Below are 26,048 nucleotides of genomic sequence, written 5' to 3' on the forward strand. Positions count from 1 at the left end.
CTGCCACACCGGCCTTACAATGGCCGCCCGTACCACCCTCCATTCTGGCCGTCCCCTGGAGCCTGCAGTCCAATGAATTTCCGTTCCGCCGCCACCGCCCTGGCCGCCACCCTGGTGGTTGGTCTGGCTTCCGCCCAGACGCCGCTGCCGACCCCGGCTGCCCCGGCGCCCGCCGCTGCCGCCGCCCCGGCAACCGTGGCCACGCCGCCGGCTCCGGTGCCGACCGTGTCCAAGGCCTGGGTCCTGATGGATTACGCCACCGGCCAGGTGCTGGCCGGCGAGAACGTCCATGAGCAGCTGGCCCCGGCCAGCATCACCAAGGTGATGACCTCCTATGTGGTCGCCGCCGAGGTCAAGAACGGCAAGGTCCGTACCGACGACCAGGTGATGATGAGCGAGCGCGCCTGGCGCGAGGGTGGCGCCGGCACCGATGGCAGCTACAGCGGCTTCCCGGTCAACCAGACTGCACGCCTGGAAGACATGGAGAAGGGCATGGCGATCCAGTCCGGCAATGATGCCGCGATCGCCCTGGCCGAACACGTGGCCGGCAGCGAGGAAGCATTCGCTTCGCTGATGAACAGCTACGCCGCCAAGATCGGCATGAAGGATTCGCACTTCGTCAACGCCCACGGCCTGACCGCCGAAGGCCACCACAGCACCGCCTACGACCTGGCGCTGCTGGGCCGCGCGATGGTGCGTGATTACCCGGAAACCTACGCCTACAACAAGGTGAAGGAATTCCAGGTCGGCAACATCAAGCAGCCCAACCGCAACCTGCTGCTGTGGCGCGATGGCAGCGTGGACGGCATCAAGACCGGCCACACCTCCGAAGCCGGCTACTGCCTGATGAGCTCGGCCCAGCGCGGCGACCAGCGCCTGATCGCCGTGGTGCTGGGTGGCTCGTCGGAAAAGCAGCGCGCCGATGACAGCCTGGCCCTGCTCAACTGGGGCTTCCGCTTCTTCGAAACCCACCGCCTTTACGAGCCGGGCAAGGCCGTGGCCGAGCACAAGGTGTGGAAGGGCACCACCGACAAGGTGCAGCTGGGCGTGGCCCAGCCGATGCTGGTCAGCGTGCCGCGCGGCCGCTACAACGACCTGAAGCCGAGCATCGACGTGCCCAAGAGCCTGGTGGCACCGTTCACCGCCGGCCAGCAGATCGGCACCGTCAAGGTGAGCCTGGATGGCAAGGTAGTGGCCGAAGCCCCGCTGGTGGCCGTGGCCGCTGTTGAAGAAGCCGGCTTCTTCAAGCGCCTGTGGGACAGCTTCTGGATGTGGTGGGAATCGGAATGATCCACACCCCGGTGGGTTGAATGAAAAGGCCGGCGAAAGCCGGCCTTTTTGCTTTTGTAGAGTCGAGCCATGCTCGACTGCCGTTGCTGTCGTTGCTGTCGTTGCTGTCGTTGCCATCAGTCGAGCATGGCTCGACTCTACAGAGCGGTTCAACCGGTGTGCCGACCAACGGTCGGCACCTACCTACATCGACCGGCTGATGGTGAAGCTGCCGAACACCGGCGCTTCGCGCTGGCCATTGAACTCGCGGGTGCTGTGGTAGCGCGCCATCGCGAACTTCCAGCGGCCGCGCATCACCGCCACGCCGTAGCCGCCGTAGGCCACCACATGGCGCTTGTCCACGCTGTGGCTGTCGCGGAAGGTGTTGCCGTCCAGGGTGATGTCGCGGATCACCCAGGCCGCATCGGTGGTGGCGAACAGGTGCCAGGACCAGCCACTGGGCTTGCCGCCGCGGGTCGGCGCGGTATTTTCACCGGCAGGGCGCAGCGGGGTGCTGCCGAAGTCGTCCGGCAGCTTCCAGCCGAAGCGCACTTCACCACCGAAATTCGCCTTGGTTTCCAGGTTGCCGATCGAGCCGCCGTAGTGGCTGATCGCATCCCAGCCCCAGCCGCCAGCATTCACGCTGGCATCGCCCGGCCAGCGGCGCATGCGCTCGTGGGTGTACATGAACACCGGTTCGTTGTGCAGCTGGTTGTCCCAGCCCTGGAATTTCTCGTCGCCCAGCAGGTCGTGCACCGCGTTCTGCACCTGCTTGCCCTGTGCCCAGGGGCCGACCACGCCCACCGTCAGCAGGGTGGTCTGCAGGCGGTCGCCGCGGCGGGCGTTGTAGCCGAAGCTGGCCACAAGCACGCCGGCGTAGGGGCGGTCATCCTCGATCAGATCCTTGCGGCTGAAATCGGTGGGCGTGAAGATGCCCTGGGCCAGGCTGAAGATCATGTTCTGCTGTTCGAACTCGCCCGGGTGCAGGCGCTCCAGGTGGCGGTTCACCCAGCGCGCCATCCGCGGCAGGCAGGGATCGTCGGTGTAGTCCACCAGGTTGGGCGATACCAGGGTCAGCTGGGCGCCGTTGGTGTAGCCCTGGTCCTGGTCCTTGCCGCCGAACAGGTCGTTGTCGACGCGGAAATTGACCTGCGGCGGGTGTTCACGCATCGCATCAGGACCACATTGGGGGGCGGCGAGGGCGGTCAGGGGCAGGGCAGCGGCCATCAGGCCGGAAAGCCCGAAGGCGGCAGCAGTACGCATGGATGGGATGATCATCAGGAAGGGGATCGGTGTCTGTCGTTTTATGCAACGACACGGTACTCCCCGGCCTGTGAGGGAACGAGCGCTTATCGTTCACTGGTCTGTTCCGAAAAACGACATTGTGCTGGCGGCGCCCGCCCTGCCGCAGCCGGCCGCCAGCTGAACAGGCATTCATCTGCAACGCAGCAGCCCGCCAGCGCATGCGCCGGGCAAGATGAATACTCTTGGGTTTGTTGCCCTGCGGCCCGATAATGGGTCCATGGAAATCAAGTCCGACAACCCCGAACACGGCTTCCAGTTCCCCGGTCAGTTCGAGCTCAGCGCGATGGGCCCGGCCAACCGCGGCCTGGAGCACGACCTCCCCCGCCTGCTGATCTCCGCTGGCGTCGACGTGGTGAACGAGCGCATCAGCTGGAAGCATTCGTCCAACGGCAAGTACGTCTCGGTGCGCCTGGTGTTCCGGGCCGAGAACCGCGAACAGTACGACGTGGCCCACCAGGCCCTGCGCGACCACCCGGAAGTGAAGTGGACGGTGTAGCCAGCAGCTGCCCGGCAGAAGAAGCGGCCCCCGGGCTGCGCCCGGCCCGCCCTGCGGTGGTGCGCGACCTCGGCCGCCAGGCCTATGAACCGGTCTGGCGCGCCATGCAGCGCTTCACCGACCAGCGCAGCGACGAAGACGCCGATGAACTCTGGGTGGTCGAGCACGACCCGGTGTTCACCCTGGGCCAGGCCGGCAAGGACGAACACGTGCTGGCACCGGGCGATATCCCGGTGCTGCACGTCGACCGCGGCGGCCAGGTGACCTACCACGGCCCCGGCCAGATCGTGGTCTACCCGCTGCTGCGCCTGCCGCGGCTGGGCATCGGCGTGCGCGACTACGTCTGCCGCATCGAACAGGCCATCATCGACACCCTCGGCGAGTGGAACATCGGTGCCGAGCGCCGTGACGGTGCGCCGGGCGTCTACGTGGGCGATGCGAAGATCGCCGCCCTCGGCATCCGCGTCCGCCGCGGCTGCACCTTCCACGGCCTGGCCTTCAATGTGGCCATGGACCTGGAACCCTTCCACCGCATCAACCCCTGTGGTTACCAGGGGTTGCAGGTGACCTCGGTGGTAGACTTGGGTGGCCCGTCCGGGATGGACGCCGTCAAGCCGGTGCTGCTGGACCACCTGGCCCGCCAGTTCGGCCTGCTGCTGCAGCCTACGCCCGAACTGCCCGATCTTTCTGCGGCCGCCTGACCGCCCCCCGGAACTGCCATGACTGAGACCACCGCCCGCACCATTCCCCTGCAGATCGTGCAGGCCGAGCTTCCGTCCGCCGCGCCGTTGCAGGTGGGCGTCAAGCAGATGGGCGGGGACAAGATCAACCGTTCGCCGGTGCAGTTCGCCGACGCGCCGGTGCTGCGCAAGCCGTCCTGGATCCGCGTGCGCATTCCTTCGGGCAATGCCGTGCAGAACCTGAAGGCCAAGCTGCGCGAGAACCGTCTGGTGACCGTGTGCGAAGAAGCCAGCTGCCCGAACATCCACGAATGCTTCAGCCACGGCACCGCCACCTTCATGATCCTGGGCGAGGTCTGCACCCGCCGCTGCTCGTTCTGCGACGTGGCCCACGGCCGCCCCAAGCCGCCCGATGCCAACGAGCCGGCCACCCTCGGCCAGACCGTGGCCGACATGGGCCTGAAGTACGTGGTGGTGACCAGCGTCGACCGCGATGACCTGCGTGACGGCGGTGCCCAGCACTTCGTCGACTGCATCACCGCCATCCGCGAGAAATCGCCGGGCACCCGCATTGAAGTGCTGACCCCGGACTTCCGTGGCAAGGGCCGCATGGAGCGCGCGCTGGAGATCCTGGCGCAGAATCCGCCGGACGTGTTCAACCACAACATCGAAACCGTGCCGGACCTGTACCGCAACGTGCGCCCGGGTGCGGATTACCAGTGGTCGCTGACCCTGCTGAAGAACTTCAAGGCGCAGCACCCGTCGGTGCCGACCAAGAGCGGCATCATGCTGGGCCTGGGCGAGGAGTTCGAGCAGATCAAGGCCACCATGCGTGACCTGCGCGCCCATGATGTGGACATGATCACCATCGGCCAGTACCTGCAGCCGACCGCGCACCACCACCCGGTGCTGAAGTACTGGACCCCGGAAGACTACAAGGCGCTGGAAGACTACGGCTACGAACTGGGCTTCAGCCACGTAGCCTCCGGCCCGATGGTGCGCTCGTCGTACCACGCCGACGTGCAGGCCAAGGGCGCCGGCGTCCGGTAAGCGGTTGCGCGATGCGCGCTACCGCTTCCCACGATGCGCTACGCACATCGTGGGCCCCGGCTTACCACCCCCCACACCCCCGCCGCTTCGCGGCCGCCCCCTGACTCAGGGGGCTCTCCACCCGATGCCATCGGCAATCTGACAGCCGGTGTCCCGGGGGACGCTTCCCGGCCATTCACAATTTGCTACACCGGCCCCGCTAGGCTGGTTTTCCACCGAACGTGGCCGGGTGACAAACACGGCAACTTTCGGCACTGTCGTGGTGTCTGAACACCCTGCAGTCTCCCCCTTGGCAAGGCGCCTTCGAGCACGTCCATGAAATTCAAAGCCCCCGCATTCCTGATGGCCCTGGCGCTGGTCGCGCCGCTGGCATTGGCGGCCAAGGCCGACTCGCCGGCATTGCCGGCTGCCGCCACCGCCGACCAGGTGACCACCTCCAAGCTGGTCTACGGCCTGCTGTCCGACAGCCGCTACGCCTACCGGCCGCGCGCGCTGGACGAGGCCACCTCCAAGGACGTGTTCAAGCGCTACCTGGAAACCCTTGATGGCGGCAAGCAGTACTTCACCCAGGCCGACGTGACCCGTTTCGCGCCGTTCCAGGCCAACATCGCCAACGCCATCCGGGGCGGCGAGCTGGAGCCGGCCTTCCAGGTGTTCGCCGTGTACAAGCAGCGGGTGGGCGAGCGCGTGGCCTATGCGCGCAAGCTGCTCAAGCAGGAACCGGATTTCACCACCGACGAGCGCTTCGAGTACGACCGCAAGGACGTGCCGTGGGCAGCCAGCAATGTCGAACTGGATGAGCTGTGGCGCAAGTCGGTGAAGAACGACTGGCTGCGCCTGAAGCTGGCCGGCAAGAAGTCCGACGACATCCGCAAGACGCTGGACAAGCGTTACTCCACGCTGGAAAAGTCGGTGAACGAGCTGAAGGGCGAGGACGTCTTCCAGTTCTTCATGAACGCCTATACCAGCGCCGTCGATCCGCATACCGACTATTTCACCCCGCGTACCGCCGAGAACTTCAACCAGGCGATGTCGCTGTCGCTGGAAGGCATCGGCGCGCAGCTGCAGCGCCAGGACGACATGGTGGTGATCCGCGAGATCATCGCCGGTGGTCCGGCCGCCGTGGATGGCACGCTGAAGCCGGGTGACCGCATCGTCGGCGTCGGCCAGGGCAAGTCCGGCGTGCTGGAGGATGTGATCGGCTGGCGCATCGACGATGTCGTGGCCAAGATCCGCGGCGCCAAGGACACCCAGGTCAAGCTGGAATTCATCCCCGCCGAAGAAGGCGTGGACGGCAAGCACCACACCCTGGTGCTGACCCGCCAGAAGGTGCGCCTCGCCGAACAGGCCGCCAAGGGCGAAACCATGACCATCCCGGGCACGGATGGCCAGCCCGAGCGCAAGGTGGGCGTGATCAAGCTGCCGACCTTCTACCAGGATTTCGAAGGCCGCCGCCGCAACGCCGCCGACTACGCCTCGGCCACCCGCGACGTGGCCAAGCTGCTGGCCGGCTTCAAGAACGACAAGCTGGACGGCGTGGTGCTGGACCTGCGCAACAACGGCGGTGGTTCGCTGGATGAAGCGATCGAACTGACCGGCCTGTTCATTGAACAGGGCCCGGTGGTGCAGGTGCGCGAATCCGGTGGCCGCGTCACCGTCAACAGCGACCGCAACCAGGGCGTGGCATGGGACGGCCCGCTGGCCGTGCTGATCAACCGTGGTTCGGCCTCGGCGTCGGAAATCTTCGCCGGTGCCATCCAGGATTACGGCCGCGGCCTGGTCATCGGTGAAACCACCTTCGGCAAGGGCACCGTGCAGAACATCGTCGACCTGGACCGTTGGCCCAGCGGCGAAACCCAGCGCTTCGGCCAGGTGAAGCTGACCATCGCCCAGTTCTTCCGCATCAGCGGCAGCAGCACCCAGCACAAGGGTGTGGTGCCGGACCTGGCCTTCCCGGCCAGCGTCGATGCCACCGAGTTCGGCGAAAGCACCTACGACAACGCCCTGCCGTGGACCCGCATCGCCGCCGTGCCGCATACCCAGTACGGCAACTTCGCGCCGCTGCTGCCGAAGCTGGAAACCCGCCACGACGCGCGCATCGCCGCCGACAAGGAATTCCAGTGGTGGAACGAGGATGTGCAGCAGTTCCGCACCGAAGCGGCCAAGAAGTACGTGTCGCTGAACGAAGCCACCCGCCGCGCCGAGCGTGAGCGTCAGGACAAGCAGCGCAAGGACCGCCAGGTCATGCGCAAGGAACTGGGCCTGGCCCTGGACCCGCTGGCCGATGACAGCAGCGATGACGGCCTGACCGGCAACGAGCGTGACATCGTGAAGGACGCTGCCCGCGAAAAGGCCGCCGAGAAGCGCCCGGATCCGCTGCTGCGTGAATCTGCCTCGATCCTGGCCGATGCGGTGAACCTGCTGGAAACCGACCGCCCGCTGTCGGCCCAGGTGCTGCCGCAGTCCACTGGCGTCGGCCGCTGGGCGGACTGATCCGCAGGTGACCTGAAGGACCCCACGGGGCCGGCAATGCCGGCCCCGTCTGCGTTCACGGTTGCGCCGGACCATGCCCGGCGGGCGTCGATGAACCGGGAGCAACGGGGGCGGCCTTTTCGACCTGCCGCACACGGGCCGGGGTCTACCCTTGGGGCTTCCGTTCTCGCAGGAGTACCCATGCGGGCCTCCCGTCTCTGCCTGTCCCTGCTGGCCGTGGCCAGCACCCTGTCGCTGGCCGCCTGTGGTGGGCGCGCGGCCGACAACAGCCTGCTGCGCGAGTCCTTCGACTCGGGCGACACGTTCTCGCGCACCGTCGATGGGCGCCCGGCCGAAGCCTGTGAAGCGGCCCGCCGCACCCTGCTCAGCCAGGGCTATGCCATTGCCCGGGCCGATGATGGCCAGGTGGAGGGCAACAAGAACTTCCAGCTGCGCGAAGACGACCACGAACAACTGGTGCTGCGCATTTCCTGCGCCCCGCGCGGCAGTGACCAGGCCCTGGTGTTCGTCAGTGCGGTGCAGGACCGCTACGCGCTGAAGAAGAGCCCGACGTCGGCCAGCGTGGGCGTAGGCGCCCTGGGATCGGTGTCGCTACCATTCGGCAGCAATGACGATTCGCTGGTGAAGGTAGCCAGCAGCACCATCACCGATGCCGATTTCTACCGGCGCTTCTTCGATCGCCTGCATCAGTACCTGCCGGCTGCTGCGGCGGCCAAGCCGAAGTCGAGCCCGACCCCGACTCCGCCCCCGACGCCAGCGGCAGCGCCGGCACCCGTACTCACACCGCCTTCGCCTCCCGCCCCCGCAGCGACGCCACCGGCGGCCGTACCGGAGCCTGCCCCCGCTGCACCGCCGGTACCCGAGCCGCCGGTTGCCCCAGCGCCGGCGACCGAGCAGGGCTGATCATGCAGGGCAGGGCGCTTGGGCTGGCCCTGCTGATGGGCTGGCCCGCTGCAGGTATCGCCGCCACGGCCGACTGCGCGCAGGGCCTGCTGCAGCGGCTGGGCTGGCGCTTCGAGGTCGCCCCGGTTTCAACCCCACAGGTACAGGCAGGCCCGGTGTGCACGCGCACGTCGCTGGCGCAGGCACAGGCCGCTGGCGACCTGCAGGTGCGCTGGCCGGCACGTCTGAATGACGGCGCACGACAGGCCCTGCTGCAGACGCTGTTGGACGACCCCGCCACCGTCTGCGCCTATGCCTTCGAACTGGGCGCGGCCACCCAGCGCGCCGCGCACGCACTGCAGGACAACCCCGGCTTCCGTTTCAGCGCACTGCAGTTGGGCTGGATCGGTTTCGGTGCGCGTGGCGCCACCGCACAGGGCTGGCAGAACACCCGCAGCTTCGGCCGCGGCTACGTTCCACACGGCCGCAACAGCCATGCCCTGGATGCGTTCTATCGCGGCCAGGTGCGTGCCGAATGCGGTGTCGGCCGCCAGGTTGCGCAGCTGGCCACCCAGCGCGAGCTGTACGGCGATACCGCCTTCGATGCCGAATTCAGCACCGACGAACTGTCGATCGGCACCCTGCTGGGCCTGCACGACACCGACAGCATCCTGCTGGGCGCGCACGCCGGCGACTTCCTTGCCGACGGAAAAGCCGTGCGTACCGCAGCGAAGGGCCGTCAGGCCTTCGTCGGGTTGCCCGGATTCATCGAACACGTGGGCGACACGGCCACGCTGGACGACCTGAGCAACCAGGCCGAGAACTTCGTCGTGGTCGATGTGGGCGATCAGGCCGCGCAGGCACTGGCCGCGCATGGCGGGCTGGCCTGGTATGACCAGCGCAATGCAGAACTGTGGCGGCTGGCACAGGCGCTGCCGCGCGTCGGCCGCCGCTACTTCGAACGCCTGCTGTACGAGCGTGATCCCGGCCTGCGCGCGCGCGTGGACGCGCGCTACCAGCCCACGCTGGCGCAGATGGACCAGTTGCTGGACGATCCGTTCTACCAGCAGTTCGTGATCTATGTGCACCCACTTGGTATACGTCCCATCGGTTACCACATCATCCGCCTGCTCGACCGCAACCCACGCACGTCGTTTTCCATCGACCTGGCGTTGCACAATCTGCATACCACGCTCTATCGGCGTTGGCGCGAGGCGCAACTGCGCCACTGCGCGGCGACCGGCCGGCCAGGCAGCCTGACCCTAGACCCCAACTGAAGGTGAAACAATGGACATTGCAATGATCGGGCTCGGCCGCATGGGCGCCAACATGGCCCAGCGCCTGCATCGCGGCGGCCACCGCGTGGTCGGCTACGACCCGGGCGAAGGTGCCCGCCAGCGTGCTGCCGAAGCCGGCCTGGACGTGGTCGATTCGCTGGCCGCGGCCGTTGCCGCACTGCCGGTACCGCGCGTGGTGTGGCTGATGGTGCCGGCCGGCGAGACCGTCGACCAGACCCTGGGCCTGCTGACCCCGCATCTGGCCGAGGGTGACATCGTCATCGACGGCGGCAACTCCAACTACCAGGACTCGATCCGCCGCGCCAAGGCGCTGGCCGAAGACGATCTGGGTTATGTGGACTGCGGCACCAGCGGTGGCGTGTGGGGCCTGCAGGAAGGCTACAGCCTGATGGTGGGCGGTGAAGCATCGGTGGTTGAACAGATTGCCCCGCTGCTGCGCACCCTGGCCCCGGCCGAAGATCGTGGCTGGGGGCGTGTCGGCCCGTCCGGTGCCGGCCACTTCACCAAGATGGTCCACAACGGCATCGAGTACGGAATGATGCAGGCCTATGCCGAAGGCTTTGCGCTGATGGAGCGCAAGCAGGAAATGGAGCTGGACCTGGGCCAGGTAGCCGAGGTCTGGCGTCACGGCAGCGTGGTGCGCTCGTGGCTGTTGGACCTGAGCACCGAAGCCCTCAAGCGCAATCCCTCGCTGGATGGCATCGCCCCGTACGTGGAAGATTCCGGCGAAGGCCGCTGGACCGTCGCCGAAGCCATCGCGCTGGACGTGCCCGCACCGGTGATCACCCTGTCCCTGCTGGAACGCCTGCGCTCGCGCGAATCCAACTCGTTCACCGACCGCCTGCTGTCGGCGATGCGCAACGAATTCGGCGGCCACGCCATCAAGAAGTCGTAAGCCTTGCAACGGGGTCGGATCCCATTCCGCAGGAAAGGGCTCTGACCCCATGAAGCCAGTCGAGCATGGCTCGACTCTACAGAAGCCCGCTTCGATCGTTTCCACGTCATCCACGCATGGCGTGGATCTACCGACGGCTCCAACGCGTTCGCCGGTGACGGGGTCGGATCCCTTTCCGCAGGAAAGGGCTCTGACCCCATGAAGCCAGTCGAGCATGGCTCGACTCTACAGAAGCCCGTTCCGATCGTTTCCACGTCATCCACGCATGGCGTGGATCTATTGACGGCTCCAACGCGTTCGCCGACTGCCTGTTGTCGGCCATGAAGCCAGTCGAGCATGGCTCGACTCTACAGAAGCCCGTTCCGATCGTTTCCGCGTCATCCACGCATGGCGTGGATCTACCGACGTCTCCAACGCGTGCACCGATCGCCTGTTGTCGGTCAGGAAGCCAGTCGAGCATGGCTCGACTCTACAAAAGCCTGCTCCGATCGTTTCCACGTCATCCACGCATGGCGTGGATCTACCGACAGCTACAGTTCGTTCACCGAGTCATCCATGCATGGCGTGGAATTACCAACAGATCGCGGAAACTGTCGAAGGCGGGGTGGGTCCGGTTGATGGGGTGTGAGCGGCTTGGGCCTGAGGCATGCCTCGGGCGGGTTGGGCAGGATGCCCAAGCCCGGTCTTGCCGTGTGCGCAGGACAGCGCACACGAGCAAGCCGCGACGAAGCCCCCATGGGTGAGGGCGCTTTGCTTGCGAAGCACTGCTTCGCAAGCGCCCGAACGCACAGCCGCCAGCGGCTGGGCCGGACCCCGGAGGGGGTTTACGGCGTCCCCCTCAACCGGACCCACCCCGCCAATCCGCAGCAAACCAGCTTCTGACGTTGACGTTGACGTTGACGTTGATTCGGCAGGTGCAGAGCGCAGCCCTGCCGATCACCCCAACACCACCCGCCGCCCCAGCCGCGCACTCTCCATCCCCGCCTCCAGCAACCGCATCAGCTGCAGCGCCTGCACCGCACTCACCGTCGGCGCGCCATCACCGTGCATCGCCGCGGCGAACTGCGCATACAGCCGCCGGTAGTCACCAGGCAGGTTGTCCACGGTACTGCGCTGCACATTGTCCTCGGCATCGCAGCGCAGCAGCTCGCCGTGCCGGGGGTCGATGCCCCAGCCCGGCGCCCCCGGTGCCACGCCACGGCGCAGCTGCGCCTCCTGGACATCCAGCCCGTGCTTGATCCAGCTGCCCTCGCGGCCATGCACCACGAAGTGCGGCGTGGGCGCTGCCACCAGCGAACCGGCATGCACGATCGCGCGATGCCGCGGGTAGTGCAGCACCGCGTGGAAATAGTCGACGCCACCGCCGCCGTCGCGCTGTACGGCCAGGTCGGCATCAATGGCCTGCGGCCAGCCGAACAGCACCAGCATCTGGTCCAGCAGGTGCGGACCCAGGTCGTACCACAGCCCACTGCCGGGTCCATCCTGCTCGCGCCAGCGCTCACGCACATGGGGCCGGTAGCGGTCGAAATGCGCATGGCACTCGGCCACGTCGCCCAGCGTGCCATCGGCCAGCAGCTGCTGCAGGGTGAGGAAGTCGGCGTCGAAACGCCGGTTCTGGAACACCGTGGCGATGCGCCCGGCGCCGCGTGCGGCGGCCAGCACGGTTTCCGCCTCGGCCACGTCCAGCGCGAACGGCTTGTCCACCAGCACATGCTTGCCGGCCGCCAGGGCGGCGATGGCCAGCGGTGCATGCTGTTCATTCGGCGTGGCGATCACCACCGCATCCACCGCCGGGTCGTCGAACACCTCCTGCGCGGTGGCGCGCACATGCACATCGCTGAAGCTGCGCAGCAGCGTATCGCGCTGCGAACTGACGATGCTGTGCAGCGCAAGCCCAGGCGTGTGCTGGATGAGCGGGGCATGGAAAACACGGCCGGCCAGGCCGTAGCCGATCAGGGCCAGTTGCAGGTCGGGGCGCATGAGGGCGGCCTCCGCAGGGTGGGGGACAGGCAGCGTAGAACGTGGCCGCGGCGCTGGCAAAACTGAACCGTTGCCCTTGCAGCTGGCGGGTTCACAACAGCATGACCCAAGCCCGACGCCTGCAACACAGGCACCTGTCCAGACTGGCAGCACATCCAGAAGGAGCACCGCACGATGAGCAACCTGACCCGTACCCTGATTGCTTCGTCCCTCACCCTGGGCCTGGCCCTGTCTTCCTCGGCGGTCATGGCCAAGGATCCGCCGAAGGCCGACCATGCCGCCATGACCCACGCCGATCGCCATGACTCCAACGAGCCGGTGACCGACAGCTGGATCACCACCAAGGTCAAGGCCGATCTGCTGGCCAGCAGCAACGTCCCGGGCACCGAAGTGAAGGTGGAAACGGTCAATGGCGTGGTCAGCCTCAGCGGCACCGTCGCGACCCAGGCCGAGAAGGACAAGGCGGTCACCACCGCGAAGGGCATCAAGGGCGTGACCCGTGTCGATTCGGCCGCGCTGAAGGTCAACGCCGCCGCCAAGCGCTGATCCCCGCCGTACCGGAAGTGGACAGGGGCGTCCCGGAAGGGGCGCCCCTGTCGTGTTATCGCGGAGTGACGGCCTGCGCTATATTGTCGGCATCGCTTCGTTGACGATGGATCATGGCGCTGGCGTTCAGTGATGACATCTGGGACCGTTGGCGGCTGCCTGCCCTGGCACTCGCCGCTGCCGCGATCATCGTCGTCCCATGGCTGACGCTGCGACAGCTGCAGCAGGACAACGAACAGGCCATGGCCTGGGTCAGCCACACCCAGGCGGTCGGCGTGGCCCTGCAGCAGCTGCAGGCCGATGTACGCGACGTGGAATCGGCGGCGCTGACCCTGTCCAAGGGCGTGGATGCGCCCGGCCTGCGCGAGCGCATGGCCAAGGCCAGCAACATTTCCGGGCGCCTGGCCGAACTGGGCCGGATGACCCGCGACAATCCCGACCAGCTGATCCGCATCGGCCGCATCGAGTCGATGCTGGAAGGGCGCATGGACCTGGCCCGGCAGCTGGCGCGCTCGGAACCCAACAGCGACCAGCGCGAGCTGGTGCAGGACCTGAGCACGCGCTATCCCATCCGTGGCCTGGTGGAAGAGCTGCAGGCAAGCGAACAGAAGCTGCTGGCTTCGCGCGCGGAACAGGCCGCGCGCCAGCGCCGGCAGACCGAGCTGGTGTCCTGGAGCTCGCTGTTGGTGCAGCTGGGCCTGCTGGGCCTGGTGCTGTGGTTGCTGCAACGGCAGACCGGCCGCCGCCTGCAGGCCGAACGGCAGTCGCTGCGCTCGGCTGCGCGCGCCGCCTCGGTGCTGCAGACGGTGCGCGAACCGATCGTGCTGCTCGACCGCGATCTGCGCGTGCAGCTGCACAACCCGGCCTTCGCCGAACTGTACGGGCTGCAGGACGACCTTGCCGACGGCACCCTGCTGGCCGATGTCGGCGACGGTGCCTGGCAGGACGAGGTGGTACGGCAACGCCTGTCCGATGTTCTGCTGCGCGGGCGCGAGCTGTGGGATTTCGAGCACGAGCAGCGCACCGACGGAACGGTGCGCTACATGCTCATCAATGCGCGGCGCATGCCGCTGCCTGATAGTGACGATGAAGTGGTGCTGATGACCATCAGCGATATCACCGTGCAGCGTGCGGTGCAGTGGCGCGTGGAAGAGCTGAACCGCCAGCTGGAGGGCAAGGTGGCCCAGGTATCGGAGGTCAACCGTGAACTGGAAGCCTTCAGCTATTCGGTATCGCATGACCTGCGTGCACCGCTGCGCCATGTTGCCGGGTTTTCGGACAAGCTGTCGCGCCACCTGGGCGACGATGCCGACGACAAGAGCCGCCACTACCTGGATGTGATCTCCAGTTCCGCCCGGCGCATGGCCGCACTCATCGACGATCTGCTGGTCTATTCGCGCCTGGGCCGAGCGGCGATGCGCCAGCAGGCCGTGGACATGCAGACGCTGGTGGCCGACACGCGGGCGATGCTGGATGCCAACCTGAAGGCAGAGGTCGAGACCCGGGGCATCGACCACCGCGTGGAATGGAACATCGCGCCGTTGCCGATCGTGGTGGGCGACGAGAACATGCTGCGCCAGGTCTGGCTGAACCTGCTCGGCAATGCGGTCAAGTATTCCGGCAACCGTGAACCGGCGCAGATCCGCGTGGATTACCAGCAGCAGGCCGACGGCGGCCATCAGTTCACGGTCAGCGACAATGGTGCAGGCTTTGACATGGCCTACGCCGGCAAGCTGTTCGGCGTGTTCCAGCGCCTGCACAAGGCCAGTGACTATCCCGGCACCGGTATCGGCCTGGCCAGCGTGCGCCGCGTGCTGACCCGCCATGGCGGGCGCATCTGGGCCGAAGCCGAGCCCGACGCCGGCGCCACCTTCCACTTCTACCTGCCTCCCGCGCTGGACGCAGTCAACCAAGGGCCTTCCGCATGACCACGCTGCGCACCATCCTCCTGGCCGAAGACAGCCCGGCCGACGCTGAAATGGCCATCGACGCGCTGCAGGAAGCCCGCCTGGCCAACCCCATCGTGCACGTCGAGGACGGCGTGGAAGTGATGGACTACCTGCTGCGCCGCGGCGCCTTCGCCGGCCGCGAGGAAGGCCTGCCGGCGGTGCTGCTGCTGGACATCAAGATGCCGCGCATGGACGGGCTGGAAGTGCTGCGGCAGATCCGCGAACACGACGAGCTCAAGCGCCTGCCGGTGGTCATCCTGTCGTCCTCGCGCGAGGAAAGCGATCTGGCGCGCAGCTGGGACATGGGCGTGAACGCCTACGTGGTCAAGCCGGTGGACGTGGACCAGTTCTTCGGCGCGGTGCAGACCCTGGGCAAGTTCTGGGCGTTGATCAACCAGGCACCGGAACTCGAGTAAGACCATGCCCTTGACCGGTCCGGCCCTCGGGGCGCTGCGCATCCTGCTGGTGGAGGATTCACCGGAGGATGCCGAGCTGATGTCCGAACAGATGCTCGATGCGGGCCTGGATGCCCGTTTCGAGCGTGTGGAAAGCGAGGCCGAGCTGCGCAGGGCACTGGCTGGCGTGCTGCCGGACATCGTGCTGTCCGACCTGAGCATGCCGGGTTTTTCCGGTGACGAGGCGCTGCGCATCGTGCGCGAAACCGCGCCGGAGGTGCCCTTCATCTTCGTGTCCGGCACGATGGGCGAGGAGAACGCGGTGGAGGCCCTGCAGAAGGGCGCCAACGACTACATCATCAAGCACCACCCGGCGCGCCTGCCTTCGGCAGTGGCGCGCGCGGTGCGCGATGCGCGCAGTGCCATCGAGCGCGTGCGCGTGGAAACCGAACTGATGCGCGCGCAGCGGCTGGAAAGCCTGTCGCTGCTTGCCGCCGGCCTCAGCCATGACCTGCGCAACATCCTGCAGCCGCTGCTGATCATGCCGGACCTGCTGAAGGCACGTACCGCCGATCCGCAGCTGCACCACCTGGCCGATGTCATTGCCGAGTGCGGGCGCCGTGGCCACGAGATGGCCGAATCGATGCTGTCGTTCGTGCGTGGTTCGCGCAAGCCCAGCGAGCGCATCCTCATCGACGACCTGTTCCAGGCCGTTGCGCTGCTGTTGCGCAGCAACGTGCCCGAGGCGGTCACCCTGGATCTGCAGGTGCGCGACGATGGCCTGGTGGTCGATGCCAACTACACCGAACTGCAGCAGGTGCTGCTGAACCTGGCGCTCAACGCGATCCAGGCGATGCCGCAGGGCGGCCAGCTGAGCCTGACCGCCGACCACGCCGGCCAGCGCGATGGCGTGGACTGGCTGCGCATCGTGGTGATCGACGAAGGCATCGGCATGGATGCCGACACCCTGTCGCACCTGTTCAATCCGTTCTTCACCACCAAGGCCGACGGCACCGGCCTGGGCCTGATCTCCTGCAAGCGCATCGTGGAAGGCGCCGGCGGCAGCATCCACGTCAGCAGCCAGCTGGGGCAGGGCTCCCGTTTCGAACTGCGGCTGCCGATGCACGACCTGGCCGAGGGCGGCGAACCGGTGGAACAGCTGGTGGCGCTGGGCAGTGGCCAGTCGATCCTCGTGGTCGATGGCGAGGCCACGCGGCTGTCGTTGCTGGGCAATGCGCTCTCCAGCCAGGGTTACCAGCTGCAGCTGGCGTCCGACGGCCCAGCTGCGCTGCGCTGGATGCAGCAGGAAGCGATGCCGGCGCTGGTCATTGCCGATGCCGGTTCCAAGCTGCTGCCGGCCAGCCAGCTGCTGGGCGAGATGGCCGCACTGGGCTACTGCGGCCCGGCGCTGGTGCTGGAAGAGGCCGCCGTGGAGCTGGTCACCGACGCTTACCCGGACGGGATCGACGTGCACGTGCTGCGCAAGCCGCTGCAGATGCAGCAGGTGTTCCGCGCGGTGGCCGAAGCGCTGGAATGACGCCGCGCCGCCGGGCATGGCCCGGCGCTACCTTCACCATGATCCGGTAGCGCCGGGCCCTGCCCGGCGGGGTTTCACGTGTCGGCGCCGGGCGCTTCCCACGGAAACCGCGGCAGGCTGGCCACCGCCTGTTCCAGCCGCCGCGACCAGTTGTTGTGGATATCGGCATACAGCGGCGAATCGGCGGTGAAGCGCAGCTGCTGGTCGACCCGCAGCGAGCCCTTGCGCAGCATCACCATGTCGATCGGCAGGCCCACCGACAGGTTGGAACGGATGGTCGAGTCCAGTGACAGCAGCGCCGTGCGTGCCGCGTCTTCCAGCCGCGTGCCCGGCCCCAGGATGCGGTCGAGGATCGGTTTGCCGTACTTGGATTCACCGATCTGCAGGTACGGCGTCTCCGGCGAGGCGGCGATGGCATTGCCCAGTGGGTAGACCATGTACAGCCCCGGCTGCTCGCCGGCGATCTGCCCGCCGAAGATCAGCGTGGCCTGGGTATTGACCCCATCGTGGCCGTGTTCGGTGTGCTGGCACTTCACCTGGCTGTCCACCAGCAGGCTGCCGACATAGGCGGCGGCCTCGAACAGGTGGGTCATCTGCCGCAGGTTGGGCGTGCGCGCCTCATCGGCATCACGCTGCAGGCGCGAGACCAGCAGCTGGGTGGTGGCCAGGTTGCCGGCGGCCATCAGCACGAAGGTCGCCTCGCCGGGATACTCGAACACGTGCAGCTTGCGGTGCACGCGGACATCGTCCAGTGCGGCATTGGTGCGGGTGTCGGCGGCGAAGACCAGGCCTTCGTCCACCTCGATTCCAACGCAATAGGTCATGTGGGTGTCCTATCATGTGCGTCCCGGATTGTAGGCAGGCCGCCGTGACGACGGCATGCCCACCCCCCACCTGAACGCACACCGGAACCGCATGACCACCGTGCTCCTGAGCCTGGGCAGCAACGTCCAGCCCCGCCGCTACCTCCATGCCGCGGTGATGGCCCTGCGCGAGCGCTTCGGCGCGCTGCAGGTGTCGCCGGCCTACCGTACTGCTGCGGTCGGCTTCGAGGGTCCGGCCTTCCTCAACAACGGTGTGGCGATCGAGACCGATCTGCCGCTGCAGGAACTGGATGCCTGGCTGCATGCGCTGGAAGACGCGCACGGCCGCGACCGCAGCGGGCCGCGGTTCTCCGACCGGACCCTGGACATCGACGTGGTGTTCTACGGCGATCTGGTGGTGGAAGGCCCCGGCCACCTGCGCATCCCGCGCCCCGAACTCAAGCATGCCTTCGTGCTGAAGCCGTTGGCGGACATCGCGCCGGACTTCATCGATCCGGTCAGCGGGCAGGACCTGGCTACGCTGTGGCGTGCGCACAAGCAGCATGGCGAGGCGTTCGAGGTCGTCGATCTGGATCCCGGCGTGGCGGATTGACCCGACGCAGCCACCCATGGGGTGGCTCTACTGTAGAGCCCCCCCATGGGTGGCTGAATGATCAGCTCACCGTCCGCCCACCATCCACGCGCAGCGTGTGGCCGGTAACGAAGCTGGCCTCGGCCACCAGCCAGTAGACCGCCTCTGCGATCTCCTCCACGGTGCCGATCCGCGCCAGCGGCGTGCGTGCCAGCAGCGCCTCGCGGGCGAAATCATCCTTTCCCTGTTCCGGCCACAGGATCGCGCCCGGCGCCACGGCATTGACCCGCACCTTTGGCGCCAGTTCCAGCGCCAGCGAACGGGTGGCCATTTCCAATGCGGCCTTGGCCATGGTGTAGGCGATGTGGTCGCGCATCGGGTCGGTGCCGTGCAGGTCGGTCAGGTTGACGATGCAGCCCTGCTGGCGGCGCAGGTGGGGCGCGGCGGCCTGTGACAGCAGCAGCGGCGCCCGTGCGTTGACCGCGTACAGCTCATCCATGGCCTCGGCGGTGACCTGGCCCAGCGGGGTGGGGAAGAAGTTGGAGGCGTTGTTGATCAGCGCGTCCAGGCGGCCGAAGTGGGCCACGGCCTGTTCCACCAGGTCGGGCAGGGCGTCGGCGTCGCGCAGGTCGGCCTGCAGGGCCAGCACGCTGCCCGGGCGGATGTTTTCCAGGTCGAACGCGGCTTGCTGCAGCTCGGCGCTGGAGGTATTGGCGTGCAGCACCACCGACCAGCCACAGGCGTGGAACTGGCGGGCGATGGCCGCGCCGATCCGGCGTGCGCTGCCGGTGATCAGGGCCACGGGGGCGGTGTCGCTCATGAGGGTCCTCCAAGGCTCGGCTATCCTGTGCACCATTGTCACCGCATTCGAAGACGCCATGCAGCCCACCTTCCCCCTGCCCGAAGCCGATGCCCTGGCCCACAGCGACCAGCTGGCCGCCGCCCTGCGTGCTGAAATCCTTGCGCAGGGCGGGGCGATCCCGTTCTCACGGTTCATGGAACTGTGTCTGTACGCCCCCGGTTGGGGCTATTACAGCGCCGGCGCCAGCAAGTTCGGCGGCAGCGGCGACTTCACCACTGCGCCCGAGCTCGGCAGCCTGTTCGCCGGCAGCGTGGCCAATGCGCTGGCCCCGGTGTTCGCCCAGCTGGATGCGCACGCGCGCATGCTGGAACTGGGCGGCGGTACCGGCGCCTTCGCCGAGGCCGTGCTGCTACGCTTGGCCGAGCTGGACGCGCTGCCGGCGCGCTACGCCATCCTCGAGCCCAGCGCCGACCTGCGCGAACGCCAGCAGCAGCGCCTGCAGCAGAACCTGCCGGCCGAGCTGGCCAGCCGCGTGGAGTGGGTCGATCGCCCGTTCGATGATGACTGGGATGGCGTGGTCTTCGCCAACGAGGTGATCGACGCGCTGCCGACCCCGCGCTTCCTGATCAAGGACGGCGAGGTCTATGAGGAAACCGTCGAGCTCGATGGCGAGGGCAACTTCATGCGCGGCGCGCAGCCGGCCGATGTGCTGCTCAACGGCGCGGTGCGGCATCTGGAGCGCTATCTGGAAAAACCCTTCGCCGATGGCTACCGCTCCGAAGTGCTGCCGCAGCTGCCGTACTGGCTGCAGGCGGTGGCCGGCGGCCTGCAGCGCGGCGCGATGCTGTTCGTCGATTACGGCTACAACCGCGGCGAGTTCTACCAGCATGACCGCGACGACGGCACCGTGCGTGCGTTCTACCGCCACCACGTGCACAACGAGATCTACCGCTGGCCGGGCCTGCAGGACATCACCGCATCGGTGGATTTCACCGCCATGGCCGAGGCCGGCCTGCATGGGGGCTTCGAACTGGCCGGGTACTGCAGCCAGTCCAGCTTCCTGCTCGGCAATGGCCTGGACCAGGTGCTGGTGCTGGCCGAGGAGCGCACCGATGAAGTGGGCCGCATCCAGCTGCGCGACCAGGTGAAGAAGCTGACCCTGCCGACCGAGATGGGCGAACGCTTCCAGGTGATCGGCCTGCAGCGCGAGGTGGACTTCGAACCGGCCTTCGAGCTGGGTGACCTGAGCTGGCGCCTGTGAGTGCAGCGTTGCCGGTGATCAAGCCGCTGCGCCGCCCGCGACTGTGGGCCGCGCTGTGGCTGTTGGCGGTGCTGATCGTGATCGTGGCCTGCCTGATCCCGCCGCCGCCGATCCCGTTGCCGGAGAACGGCGACAAGGGCGAGCACTTCCTGGCCTACTTCATCCTGTCCGGCAGTGCGGTGCAGTTGTTCCGCCGCGGCCGGCCGCTGCTGTGGGTGGGCGTGGGGCTGGTGTTGATGGGCGTGGGCATCGAATTCGCGCAGGGGGCGCTGACCAGCAACCGTAGCGCCGATCCGATGGATGCGTTGGCCAATACGATCGGCGTGTTGTCGGGCATGGCGACCGTGTTGACCCCGCTGCGCGACATCCTGCTGCGCTGGCGGGGCTGAGGGCCCTGTAGAGCCGAGCCCATGCTCGGCTTTCCCGTTGAAAAGCAGCCGAGCATGGGCTCGGCTCTACAGTAGATCCACGCCACGCGCGGATGCCCTCACCAGTAGATCCACGCCATGCGTGGATGCATTCGCCAGTAGATCCACGCCATGCGTGGATGCCGTGCCGGTAGAGCCGAGCCCATGCTCGGCTCCACCGTCTCCCGCATCATTTCTGCAGCGTCACCTCATCCAGCACCCACATCGCCGGGCGCGTATCGCCGGTGAAGTTGATGCACAGATCATCCGTGCCCGACACGCCCTTCGGCAGTGCGGCGCGCAGGGTGACGAAGCCATCGGCATCGGGCTTGGCCGGCAGCGGTACCTGGGCCACAACCTTGCCACTGCAGTCACCTCGACGGATCAGCATTTCGCCGGTACGGCCCTTGGCCTTCTCGAATTTGCGTGCCGGCTCATCGTGGGCCAGCTGGAAGTAGTACGGAATGCGCCCGGCACGTACTTCCACGCTGCCGATGCCGTCGAGCTGCGCGGCCGGCCAGCGCCAGCACGGCTGGAAGATATCCACGGTGAACACCGTGCGTGCCCCTTCGCGCGGGCCGTCATCTTCCAGGCGCAGGACCAGGCCCTTCTCGCCCACGCAGCTCAGCAGTTCCTGGCTGTGGCGGCTGAGCAGCGACTGCGCGGTGTACGCCGCCGTGGTGGGCGCCGCCGCCAGCGGCTGGCCCTGGTAGAACGCGGCGGCCTGCACGCGGGCGGGCAGGGTTTCGGTCAGCGGCTGCTGGTACAGCGGCGACTGCGCGTTCACCGCAGTGCCATCGGTGCTGTAGCGCACTTCATAGCCCAGCGGATTGGACAGCGACACCGTCACCGTATTCGCGGCGCGGTTGTCGGTGTAGCCCACGGCCACCTCGAACGGGGTCTGCGCATAGGCCAGGCCCCAGGCACGGTAGCGCTGCAGCTGCGCCGGCAGGCGGGCAAGGAAATCGCGGAAATCGCGATGCTCCGGCGCACTCCAGCCGGTCTCGGCTACGGCTGCCAAGCGCGGGAACAGGTTGTGCTGCAGGCGTGCGTAGGTGCGGGTGTGCTCGGTGAACATGTTCGCCTGCAGGCCGAGGATGTGCCCGCGCTTGTCGGCGGCCAGGTCGGCCGGCACCGGCTCGAAGTTGTACAGCTTGGCCAGGTTGACCTGGGCCGGGCGGCCCGGCGGCTCGTTCGGCGAGCCGGTCTGCAGGTAGTCCAGGTACAGGTGGCTGACCGGCGACATCACCACGTCATGGCCACTGCTGGCCGCGGCTAGGCCGCCTTCGGTGCCGCGCCAGGACATCACCGTGGCCTGCGGCGGCAGGCCGCCTTCGAGGATCTCGTCCCAGCCGATCAGTCGGCGGTCGTGCTCTTCCAGGAAGGTTTCCAGGCGCTTGATGATGTGGCTCTGCATGGCCATCTCATCCTTGATGCCCAGCTCGCGCATGCGCTTCTGCACCTGCTTCGAGGCGATCCACTGGTCCTTGACCGCTTCGTCGCCACCCACGTGCACGTACTTCGCCGGGAACAGCTGGATCACTTCCTCCAGCACGTTCTCCAGGAAGGTGACGGTGCCGTCCTCGACGTTGAACAGGTTGGGGAACACGCCCCATTCGCTGATCGGCTTCAGCGGCGTGCTGATCGAGCCCAGTTCCGGGTAGGCGGCGATCGCGGCCGTGGCGTGGCCGGGCACGTCGATTTCCGGGATCACCTGGATGTGCAGCTTGGCCGCATAGGCGATCACTTCGCGGATCTGGTCCTGGGTGTAGAAACCGCAGTACGGGTATTCCTGCTTCGTCACCGGATCGATGCCGCCATCGCCGGCCGGCAGGCGGCAGCTGCCGACCTCGGTCAGCTTCGGGTAGCGCTTGATCTCCATGCGCCAGCCCTGGTCATCGGTCAGGTGCCAGTGGAAGGTGTTGAGCTTGTGCGCGGACATCGCATCGAGCACGCGCTTGATCTCGTCCAGGCTCTGGAAGTGGCGCGCCGAGTCGAGCATGAAGCCGCGCCAGCTGAAACGCGGTGCGTCCTGGATCTGCACGGCCGGCAGCGCGCCCTGGCTGCCGCCGGTGGCCAGCTGGGCCAGGGTGGTGGCGCCGTAGAACAGGCCGGCCTCGTTGCCGGCCTGCACCAGCACGCCCTGCGCGGTGCTCTCCAGCGTGTAGCCCTCGCCGGTATCGCGGAAGGTGGGGATGATCTGGAAGCGGATGCCGCCGGCCTTGGCCGCGGCCTTGCCGGTAGCCAGCGCCAGGCGCGGGCCGCCACTGCGGGCGAGCAGATCGGCGAACTGGCCGGCCACGCGCTGCTCGGCTTCGCTGTCGGCGCGCAGGGCCGTGCCTGCGGCCACGGTGATGCCGGCGCCATTGCCACGCTGCACCTTGGCCGGTGCGGGGATCAGCATCAGGCTGCCGGCGCGCAGCTGCGGGCCGGGGCCGCTGTCGAGCGCCGGGGCGCCGGCGGCCAGCGCCGGAAGGACGGGCAGGGCGGCCAGCAGGCTGCCCAGCAGCAGGAGGCTGCGCATCCTGGCGCGGGTGGGCTTCGTCATCGGAAGGACTCCTTGGATCGGGTGCGATGTTCGCTATACATGAAAAACGCCGGGCCCGGAATGACCCAGGCCCGGCGTGCGTGCACGACTCGGCGATGTGGCTGCCGCTGGATCAGTACTTGAAGCGGAAGTTCAGATAGTACTGGCGACCGTTGCTGTAGAACGAGGTCGGGATGGCCGCGGTCTGGTAGTACTTGTAGGTCGGGTTGTTGAGGTTCAGCGCATCCAGGCTGACGCTCAGCCACTCGGTGGCCTTGTAGCTCAGCGAAGCCGACAGCGTGCCGAAATCATCCTGGTAGTACGGGTTGGTGCCCGACAGGCTGATCAGGAACGAGGAGCGGTGGGTGTAGCTGACACGCGCGCCGAAGCGCTCGTTCTCGAAGTAGGCACCCACGTTGTAGGTGTTCTTCGAAGTGCCCAGCAGGTTGTGCGAACCGTCCGACCAGGTGTGCGCGGTGGTGCCGTTGGCGTAGGTGTAGTTGGCGTTGATGCCGAAGTACTCGCCGATCGGCTGCTCGTAGGCCACTTCCACGCCGGTGACCTTGCCGTCGGCATTGATCGGGGTGGAGATCTGGTAGGTCTCGAGCTGGTTGGTCAGTTCGCTGTACAGCTGGCGCGAGACCACGTCGAAGGCAATGTAGTCCTTCATGTTCATGTGGTACGCACCGACCGACAGCAGGCCGCGCGGCATGAAGTACCACTCCAGGTTCGCGTCCAGGTTGGTCGACAGGGTCGGCTTCAGGTTCGGGTTGCCGCCGCCGCCGGTCTTGTTCAGGTCCGAGCCCCACGAGGAGGTGCCCAGGGCCGAGTAGTCCGGCAGGGTCTGGGTCTGCGATGCGGCCACGCGCAGCACCAGCTTGTCGTCCAGGTCGAACTTGATGTTCGCGCTGGGCAGCACGCGGTTGCGCTTGTTCTGGAAGGCGGTGCGCTCCCACATGCCGAACAGGCTGCTGACATCGGCATCGGCGGCGTTGCTGACCGCGTTGTAGGTGTCGATGTCCTGCTTGATGTTGACGTAGCGCAGGCCGACGTTGCCGCTCCACCAGTCGCCGCTGAAGTTGGCCTGCACGTAACCGGCGAAGTTCTTCTCCTTCACCTTCCACTCGGCGCCGTAGTTGTGGCGACCGGTCGGGCCATCGTTGCCGGCCAGCCAGGTGGAGTTGTTGATGATCGCGTTCTTCAGCGCATCCGGGGTGTAGTACCAGATGTTGCGCGGGAAGTTGCCGCCGATGTCACCGGCGAAACCGCTCGGGTAGTTGCCGGTGGCGCTGCCGCGCAGGGCCGACCAGATGTCACCCGGGGTGGCGCCTTCCGGCGACAGGGCTTCGCGTTCGTGGTCGGCGAAGCGCACGCCGAAGTCGATCGAGTTCAGTGCGCCGGTGCCGAAGTACTGGCTGAAGTCCAGGGTGGCCCAGTTTTCCTTGTCCTCGGCGCGCACCAGCTGGTTGCCCCAGGTACCGAAGCTGGTCACGCCGGTCGGGCTGATGTCACCGCCGATGTTCCAGTCCACCGGCGAACCGGCGCCGTGGGTGGCCCAGCTGGCGCCGCCGCCCTGGCCCACGGTGACTTCGGCGATGAACTGGCGCGGGGTCTCGCCGGTGCCCTTGGTGGTACCGGCCTGGAACTTCATGCCCAGGTTGTCGGTGATCTGCCAGTCTGCGTCGAAGGTGACGTAGTTGGTCTTGGCCGTGGCTTCACGGTAGATCATGTCGTAGACACCGTAGTTGGTGCCCGGCACGCCCGCGTAGGTGGCATTGCTGAGCACGCCGTCGGTGACGGTGTAGCCCGGGTTCGGTGCCTGCGACTTGGCGAAGTTGCCGCCCCACAGCATGAAGTTGCGGTTGTAGTTGTTGGCTTCCAGCTTGGAGGAGAAGCCACTCAGCGACAGGTCCAGAGTATCGGTCGGCTTGAACTGGATGGTGACCAGGCCGCCCTTGCGCTCGCGGGTCTGTTCGAACAGGGTCGAGCCCAGCAGGCCCGGCACGTTCACGCCGATCAGGTCCGGGTTGCTGATGCCCACCGGATCGGTGGCAGCGATCTTGCTGAAGCCACCCGGGATTTCCTGCGCTTCGCGGCGCAGTTCGCGCTTCTGGTAGAAGGCCTGCAGCATCACGCCGAAGTTGTTGGCTTCGTTCTTGAAGTTGAACAGGGCCGAGTACTGCGGATCGGTCGATTTGGCCTGGTCCGAACGCACCGCGCCCACCGAGGCTTCAGCACTGAAAGGCTTGGCGAATTCCAGCGGCTTGCGGGTGATGATGTTGACGGTGCCGGTGGTGCCGCCGTCCTGCAGCTTGGCCTGCGAGGACTTGTTCACTTCCACCGAGCTGACCAGTTCGGACGGCAGCAGCGAGTAACTGACGCTGCGGCCGACGTTGTTGCCCTGGCTGAGCACGAACCAGTCGGCCGAACCGACGGTGTGGCCGTTGATCAGGGTCTGGGTCAGGCTCGGGCTGGTGCCGCGCAGGCTGACGCGGTCGGCTTCGTCGAAGCCACCTTCGTCGGCGCTGGCCGAGCTGATGTTCACGCCGGGCAGGCGCTGCAGGGTGTCGGCGACGTTGTGCGCCGGCAGCTTGCCCACGTCTTCGGCGGTGACCACTTCAACGCGCGCATTGGCTTCGCGCTTGGTGTCCAGCGACTTTTCCATCGAACCACGGATACCGGTGACGGTCACGGTGTCCAGGTCGGTGGCGGTCTGGGGGGCCTGCTGCGCGTGTGCGCTGAAGGCGATGCAGCTGACGATGGCAGCCGAAAGCAGGGTCTTGCGGGTGTTCATGATGTCTCTCCTCATCACTCGATTGGATGCCGGCGGCGATGTTCGGTTGCGGTTGCGAAGACGTGCGCGGGGCGACGGCGATGTCCC

The 26,048-nt window shown here is 67.1% G+C and carries 21 protein-coding genes; 15 read left to right on the top strand and 6 right to left on the bottom strand.

Features of this window, described 5'->3' with window-relative positions; genetic code table 11:
• Positions 1 to 72 precede the first annotated feature (72 nt).
• Positions 73 to 1,290 carry a D-alanyl-D-alanine carboxypeptidase family protein gene (locus ACM2ZB_RS18455; RefSeq protein WP_313442316.1) on the top strand — a complete coding sequence of 406 codons (1,218 nt, stop codon included), beginning with the start codon at positions 73 to 75 and terminating at the stop codon, positions 1,288 to 1,290.
• Between the two features lie 183 nt (positions 1,291 to 1,473).
• Here the strand turns inward: ACM2ZB_RS18455 and ACM2ZB_RS18460 are convergent, their stop codons facing one another.
• Entirely contained in the window at positions 1,474 to 2,532 is a 1,059-nt protein-coding gene (locus ACM2ZB_RS18460; RefSeq protein WP_416056509.1) for a lipid A deacylase LpxR family protein, read from the bottom strand.
• A gap of 259 nt (positions 2,533 to 2,791) precedes the next feature.
• On the opposite strand from ACM2ZB_RS18460, the gene ACM2ZB_RS18465 reads away from it, so the two are divergent.
• The 7 genes from ACM2ZB_RS18465 (at position 2,792) to gnd (ending at position 10,368) form a co-directional block, all read left to right on the top strand.
• Positions 2,792 to 3,070 carry a YbeD family protein gene (locus ACM2ZB_RS18465; protein WP_108766364.1) on the top strand — a complete coding sequence of 93 codons (279 nt, stop codon included), beginning with the start codon at positions 2,792 to 2,794 and terminating at the stop codon, positions 3,068 to 3,070.
• A complete protein-coding gene (gene lipB, locus ACM2ZB_RS18470) occupies positions 3,058 to 3,771 on the top strand; it encodes a lipoyl(octanoyl) transferase LipB (RefSeq protein ID WP_416056510.1) in 714 nt (237 codons plus the stop codon). Before ACM2ZB_RS18465 ends, lipB begins: the two co-directional genes overlap by 13 nt.
• Positions 3,772 to 3,789: 18 nt before the next feature.
• Positions 3,790 to 4,800 (top strand): lipoyl synthase, encoded by a 1,011-nt coding sequence (gene lipA, locus ACM2ZB_RS18475; protein WP_116865059.1) that lies wholly within the window; start codon positions 3,790 to 3,792, stop codon positions 4,798 to 4,800.
• A 315-nt stretch (positions 4,801 to 5,115) separates the two neighbouring features.
• The gene (locus ACM2ZB_RS18480) at positions 5,116 to 7,293 is read left to right on the top strand and encodes a carboxy terminal-processing peptidase (RefSeq protein ID WP_416056511.1); all 2,178 of its coding nucleotides are present in this window, start codon (positions 5,116 to 5,118) and stop codon (positions 7,291 to 7,293) included.
• A gap of 180 nt (positions 7,294 to 7,473) precedes the next feature.
• Entirely contained in the window at positions 7,474 to 8,196 is a 723-nt protein-coding gene (locus tag ACM2ZB_RS18485) for a DUF2242 domain-containing protein (protein WP_416056512.1), read from the top strand.
• 2 nt (positions 8,197 to 8,198) lie between these two features.
• A complete protein-coding gene (locus tag ACM2ZB_RS18490; RefSeq protein WP_416056513.1) occupies positions 8,199 to 9,452 on the top strand; it encodes a hypothetical protein in 1,254 nt (417 codons plus the stop codon).
• Between the two features lie 10 nt (positions 9,453 to 9,462).
• Positions 9,463 to 10,368, top strand: coding sequence for a phosphogluconate dehydrogenase (NAD(+)-dependent, decarboxylating) (gene gnd, locus ACM2ZB_RS18495; RefSeq protein ID WP_416056514.1), 906 nt, complete (start codon positions 9,463 to 9,465; stop codon positions 10,366 to 10,368).
• Between the two features lie 936 nt (positions 10,369 to 11,304).
• Here gnd and ACM2ZB_RS18500 read toward each other — a convergent pair.
• Positions 11,305 to 12,348, bottom strand: a complete 1,044-nt coding sequence (locus tag ACM2ZB_RS18500) for an oxidoreductase (RefSeq protein ID WP_416056515.1) — start codon at positions 12,346 to 12,348, stop codon at positions 11,305 to 11,307.
• A gap of 174 nt (positions 12,349 to 12,522) precedes the next feature.
• Between ACM2ZB_RS18500 and ACM2ZB_RS18505 the strand changes: the two genes are divergently transcribed.
• The 4 genes from ACM2ZB_RS18505 (at position 12,523) to ACM2ZB_RS18520 (ending at position 16,775) form a co-directional block, all read left to right on the top strand.
• Positions 12,523 to 12,894 (top strand): BON domain-containing protein, encoded by a 372-nt coding sequence (locus tag ACM2ZB_RS18505; RefSeq protein ID WP_108770022.1) that lies wholly within the window; start codon positions 12,523 to 12,525, stop codon positions 12,892 to 12,894.
• Between the two features lie 113 nt (positions 12,895 to 13,007).
• Positions 13,008 to 14,822, top strand: coding sequence for a sensor histidine kinase (locus ACM2ZB_RS18510; RefSeq protein ID WP_416056516.1), 1,815 nt, complete (start codon positions 13,008 to 13,010; stop codon positions 14,820 to 14,822).
• Positions 14,819 to 15,259, top strand: a complete 441-nt coding sequence (locus tag ACM2ZB_RS18515; RefSeq protein WP_313442294.1) for a response regulator — start codon at positions 14,819 to 14,821, stop codon at positions 15,257 to 15,259. The genes ACM2ZB_RS18510 and ACM2ZB_RS18515 overlap by 4 nt, the downstream gene beginning before the upstream one ends.
• 4 nt (positions 15,260 to 15,263) lie before the next feature.
• Complete coding sequence (locus ACM2ZB_RS18520; RefSeq protein ID WP_416056517.1) at positions 15,264 to 16,775, top strand: ATP-binding protein; 1,512 nt, start codon at positions 15,264 to 15,266, stop codon at positions 16,773 to 16,775.
• Between the two features lie 74 nt (positions 16,776 to 16,849).
• Here the strand turns inward: ACM2ZB_RS18520 and ACM2ZB_RS18525 are convergent, their stop codons facing one another.
• Complete coding sequence (locus ACM2ZB_RS18525; protein ID WP_416056518.1) at positions 16,850 to 17,599, bottom strand: 20S proteasome subunit A/B; 750 nt, start codon at positions 17,597 to 17,599, stop codon at positions 16,850 to 16,852.
• Positions 17,600 to 17,690: 91 nt separating this feature from the next.
• On the opposite strand from ACM2ZB_RS18525, the gene folK reads away from it, so the two are divergent.
• On the top strand, positions 17,691 to 18,191 hold the full coding sequence (gene folK / locus ACM2ZB_RS18530) for a 2-amino-4-hydroxy-6-hydroxymethyldihydropteridine diphosphokinase (RefSeq protein WP_313442288.1): 501 nt from the start codon (positions 17,691 to 17,693) through the stop codon (positions 18,189 to 18,191).
• Between the two features lie 61 nt (positions 18,192 to 18,252).
• On the opposite strand, the gene ACM2ZB_RS18535 is transcribed toward folK, so the two are convergent.
• Positions 18,253 to 18,990: a pteridine reductase gene (locus tag ACM2ZB_RS18535; protein WP_313442286.1), complete on the bottom strand. Its 738-nt coding sequence runs from the start codon at positions 18,988 to 18,990 to the stop codon at positions 18,253 to 18,255.
• A 58-nt stretch (positions 18,991 to 19,048) separates the two neighbouring features.
• Here ACM2ZB_RS18535 and ACM2ZB_RS18540 point away from each other — a divergent pair, with 58 nt between their 5' ends.
• A complete protein-coding gene (locus tag ACM2ZB_RS18540; protein ID WP_313442351.1) occupies positions 19,049 to 20,233 on the top strand; it encodes a class I SAM-dependent methyltransferase in 1,185 nt (394 codons plus the stop codon).
• Complete coding sequence (locus ACM2ZB_RS18545) at positions 20,230 to 20,622, top strand: VanZ family protein (RefSeq protein ID WP_416056519.1); 393 nt, start codon at positions 20,230 to 20,232, stop codon at positions 20,620 to 20,622. Before ACM2ZB_RS18540 ends, ACM2ZB_RS18545 begins: the two co-directional genes overlap by 4 nt.
• A 208-nt stretch (positions 20,623 to 20,830) precedes the next feature.
• On the opposite strand, the gene ACM2ZB_RS18550 is transcribed toward ACM2ZB_RS18545, so the two are convergent.
• Both ACM2ZB_RS18550 and ACM2ZB_RS18555 read right to left on the bottom strand, forming a co-directional pair.
• Positions 20,831 to 23,188 carry a beta-N-acetylhexosaminidase gene (locus tag ACM2ZB_RS18550; protein ID WP_416056520.1) on the bottom strand — a complete coding sequence of 786 codons (2,358 nt, stop codon included), beginning with the start codon at positions 23,186 to 23,188 and terminating at the stop codon, positions 20,831 to 20,833.
• 112 nt (positions 23,189 to 23,300) lie between these two features.
• Positions 23,301 to 25,961 carry a TonB-dependent receptor gene (locus ACM2ZB_RS18555; protein ID WP_416056521.1) on the bottom strand — a complete coding sequence of 887 codons (2,661 nt, stop codon included), beginning with the start codon at positions 25,959 to 25,961 and terminating at the stop codon, positions 23,301 to 23,303.
• Between the last annotated feature and the right edge of the window lie 87 nt (positions 25,962 to 26,048).

The sequence above is a fragment of the Stenotrophomonas maltophilia genome (genome assembly GCF_047782825.1).
Classification (GTDB): Bacteria; Pseudomonadota; Gammaproteobacteria; order Xanthomonadales; family Xanthomonadaceae; genus Stenotrophomonas.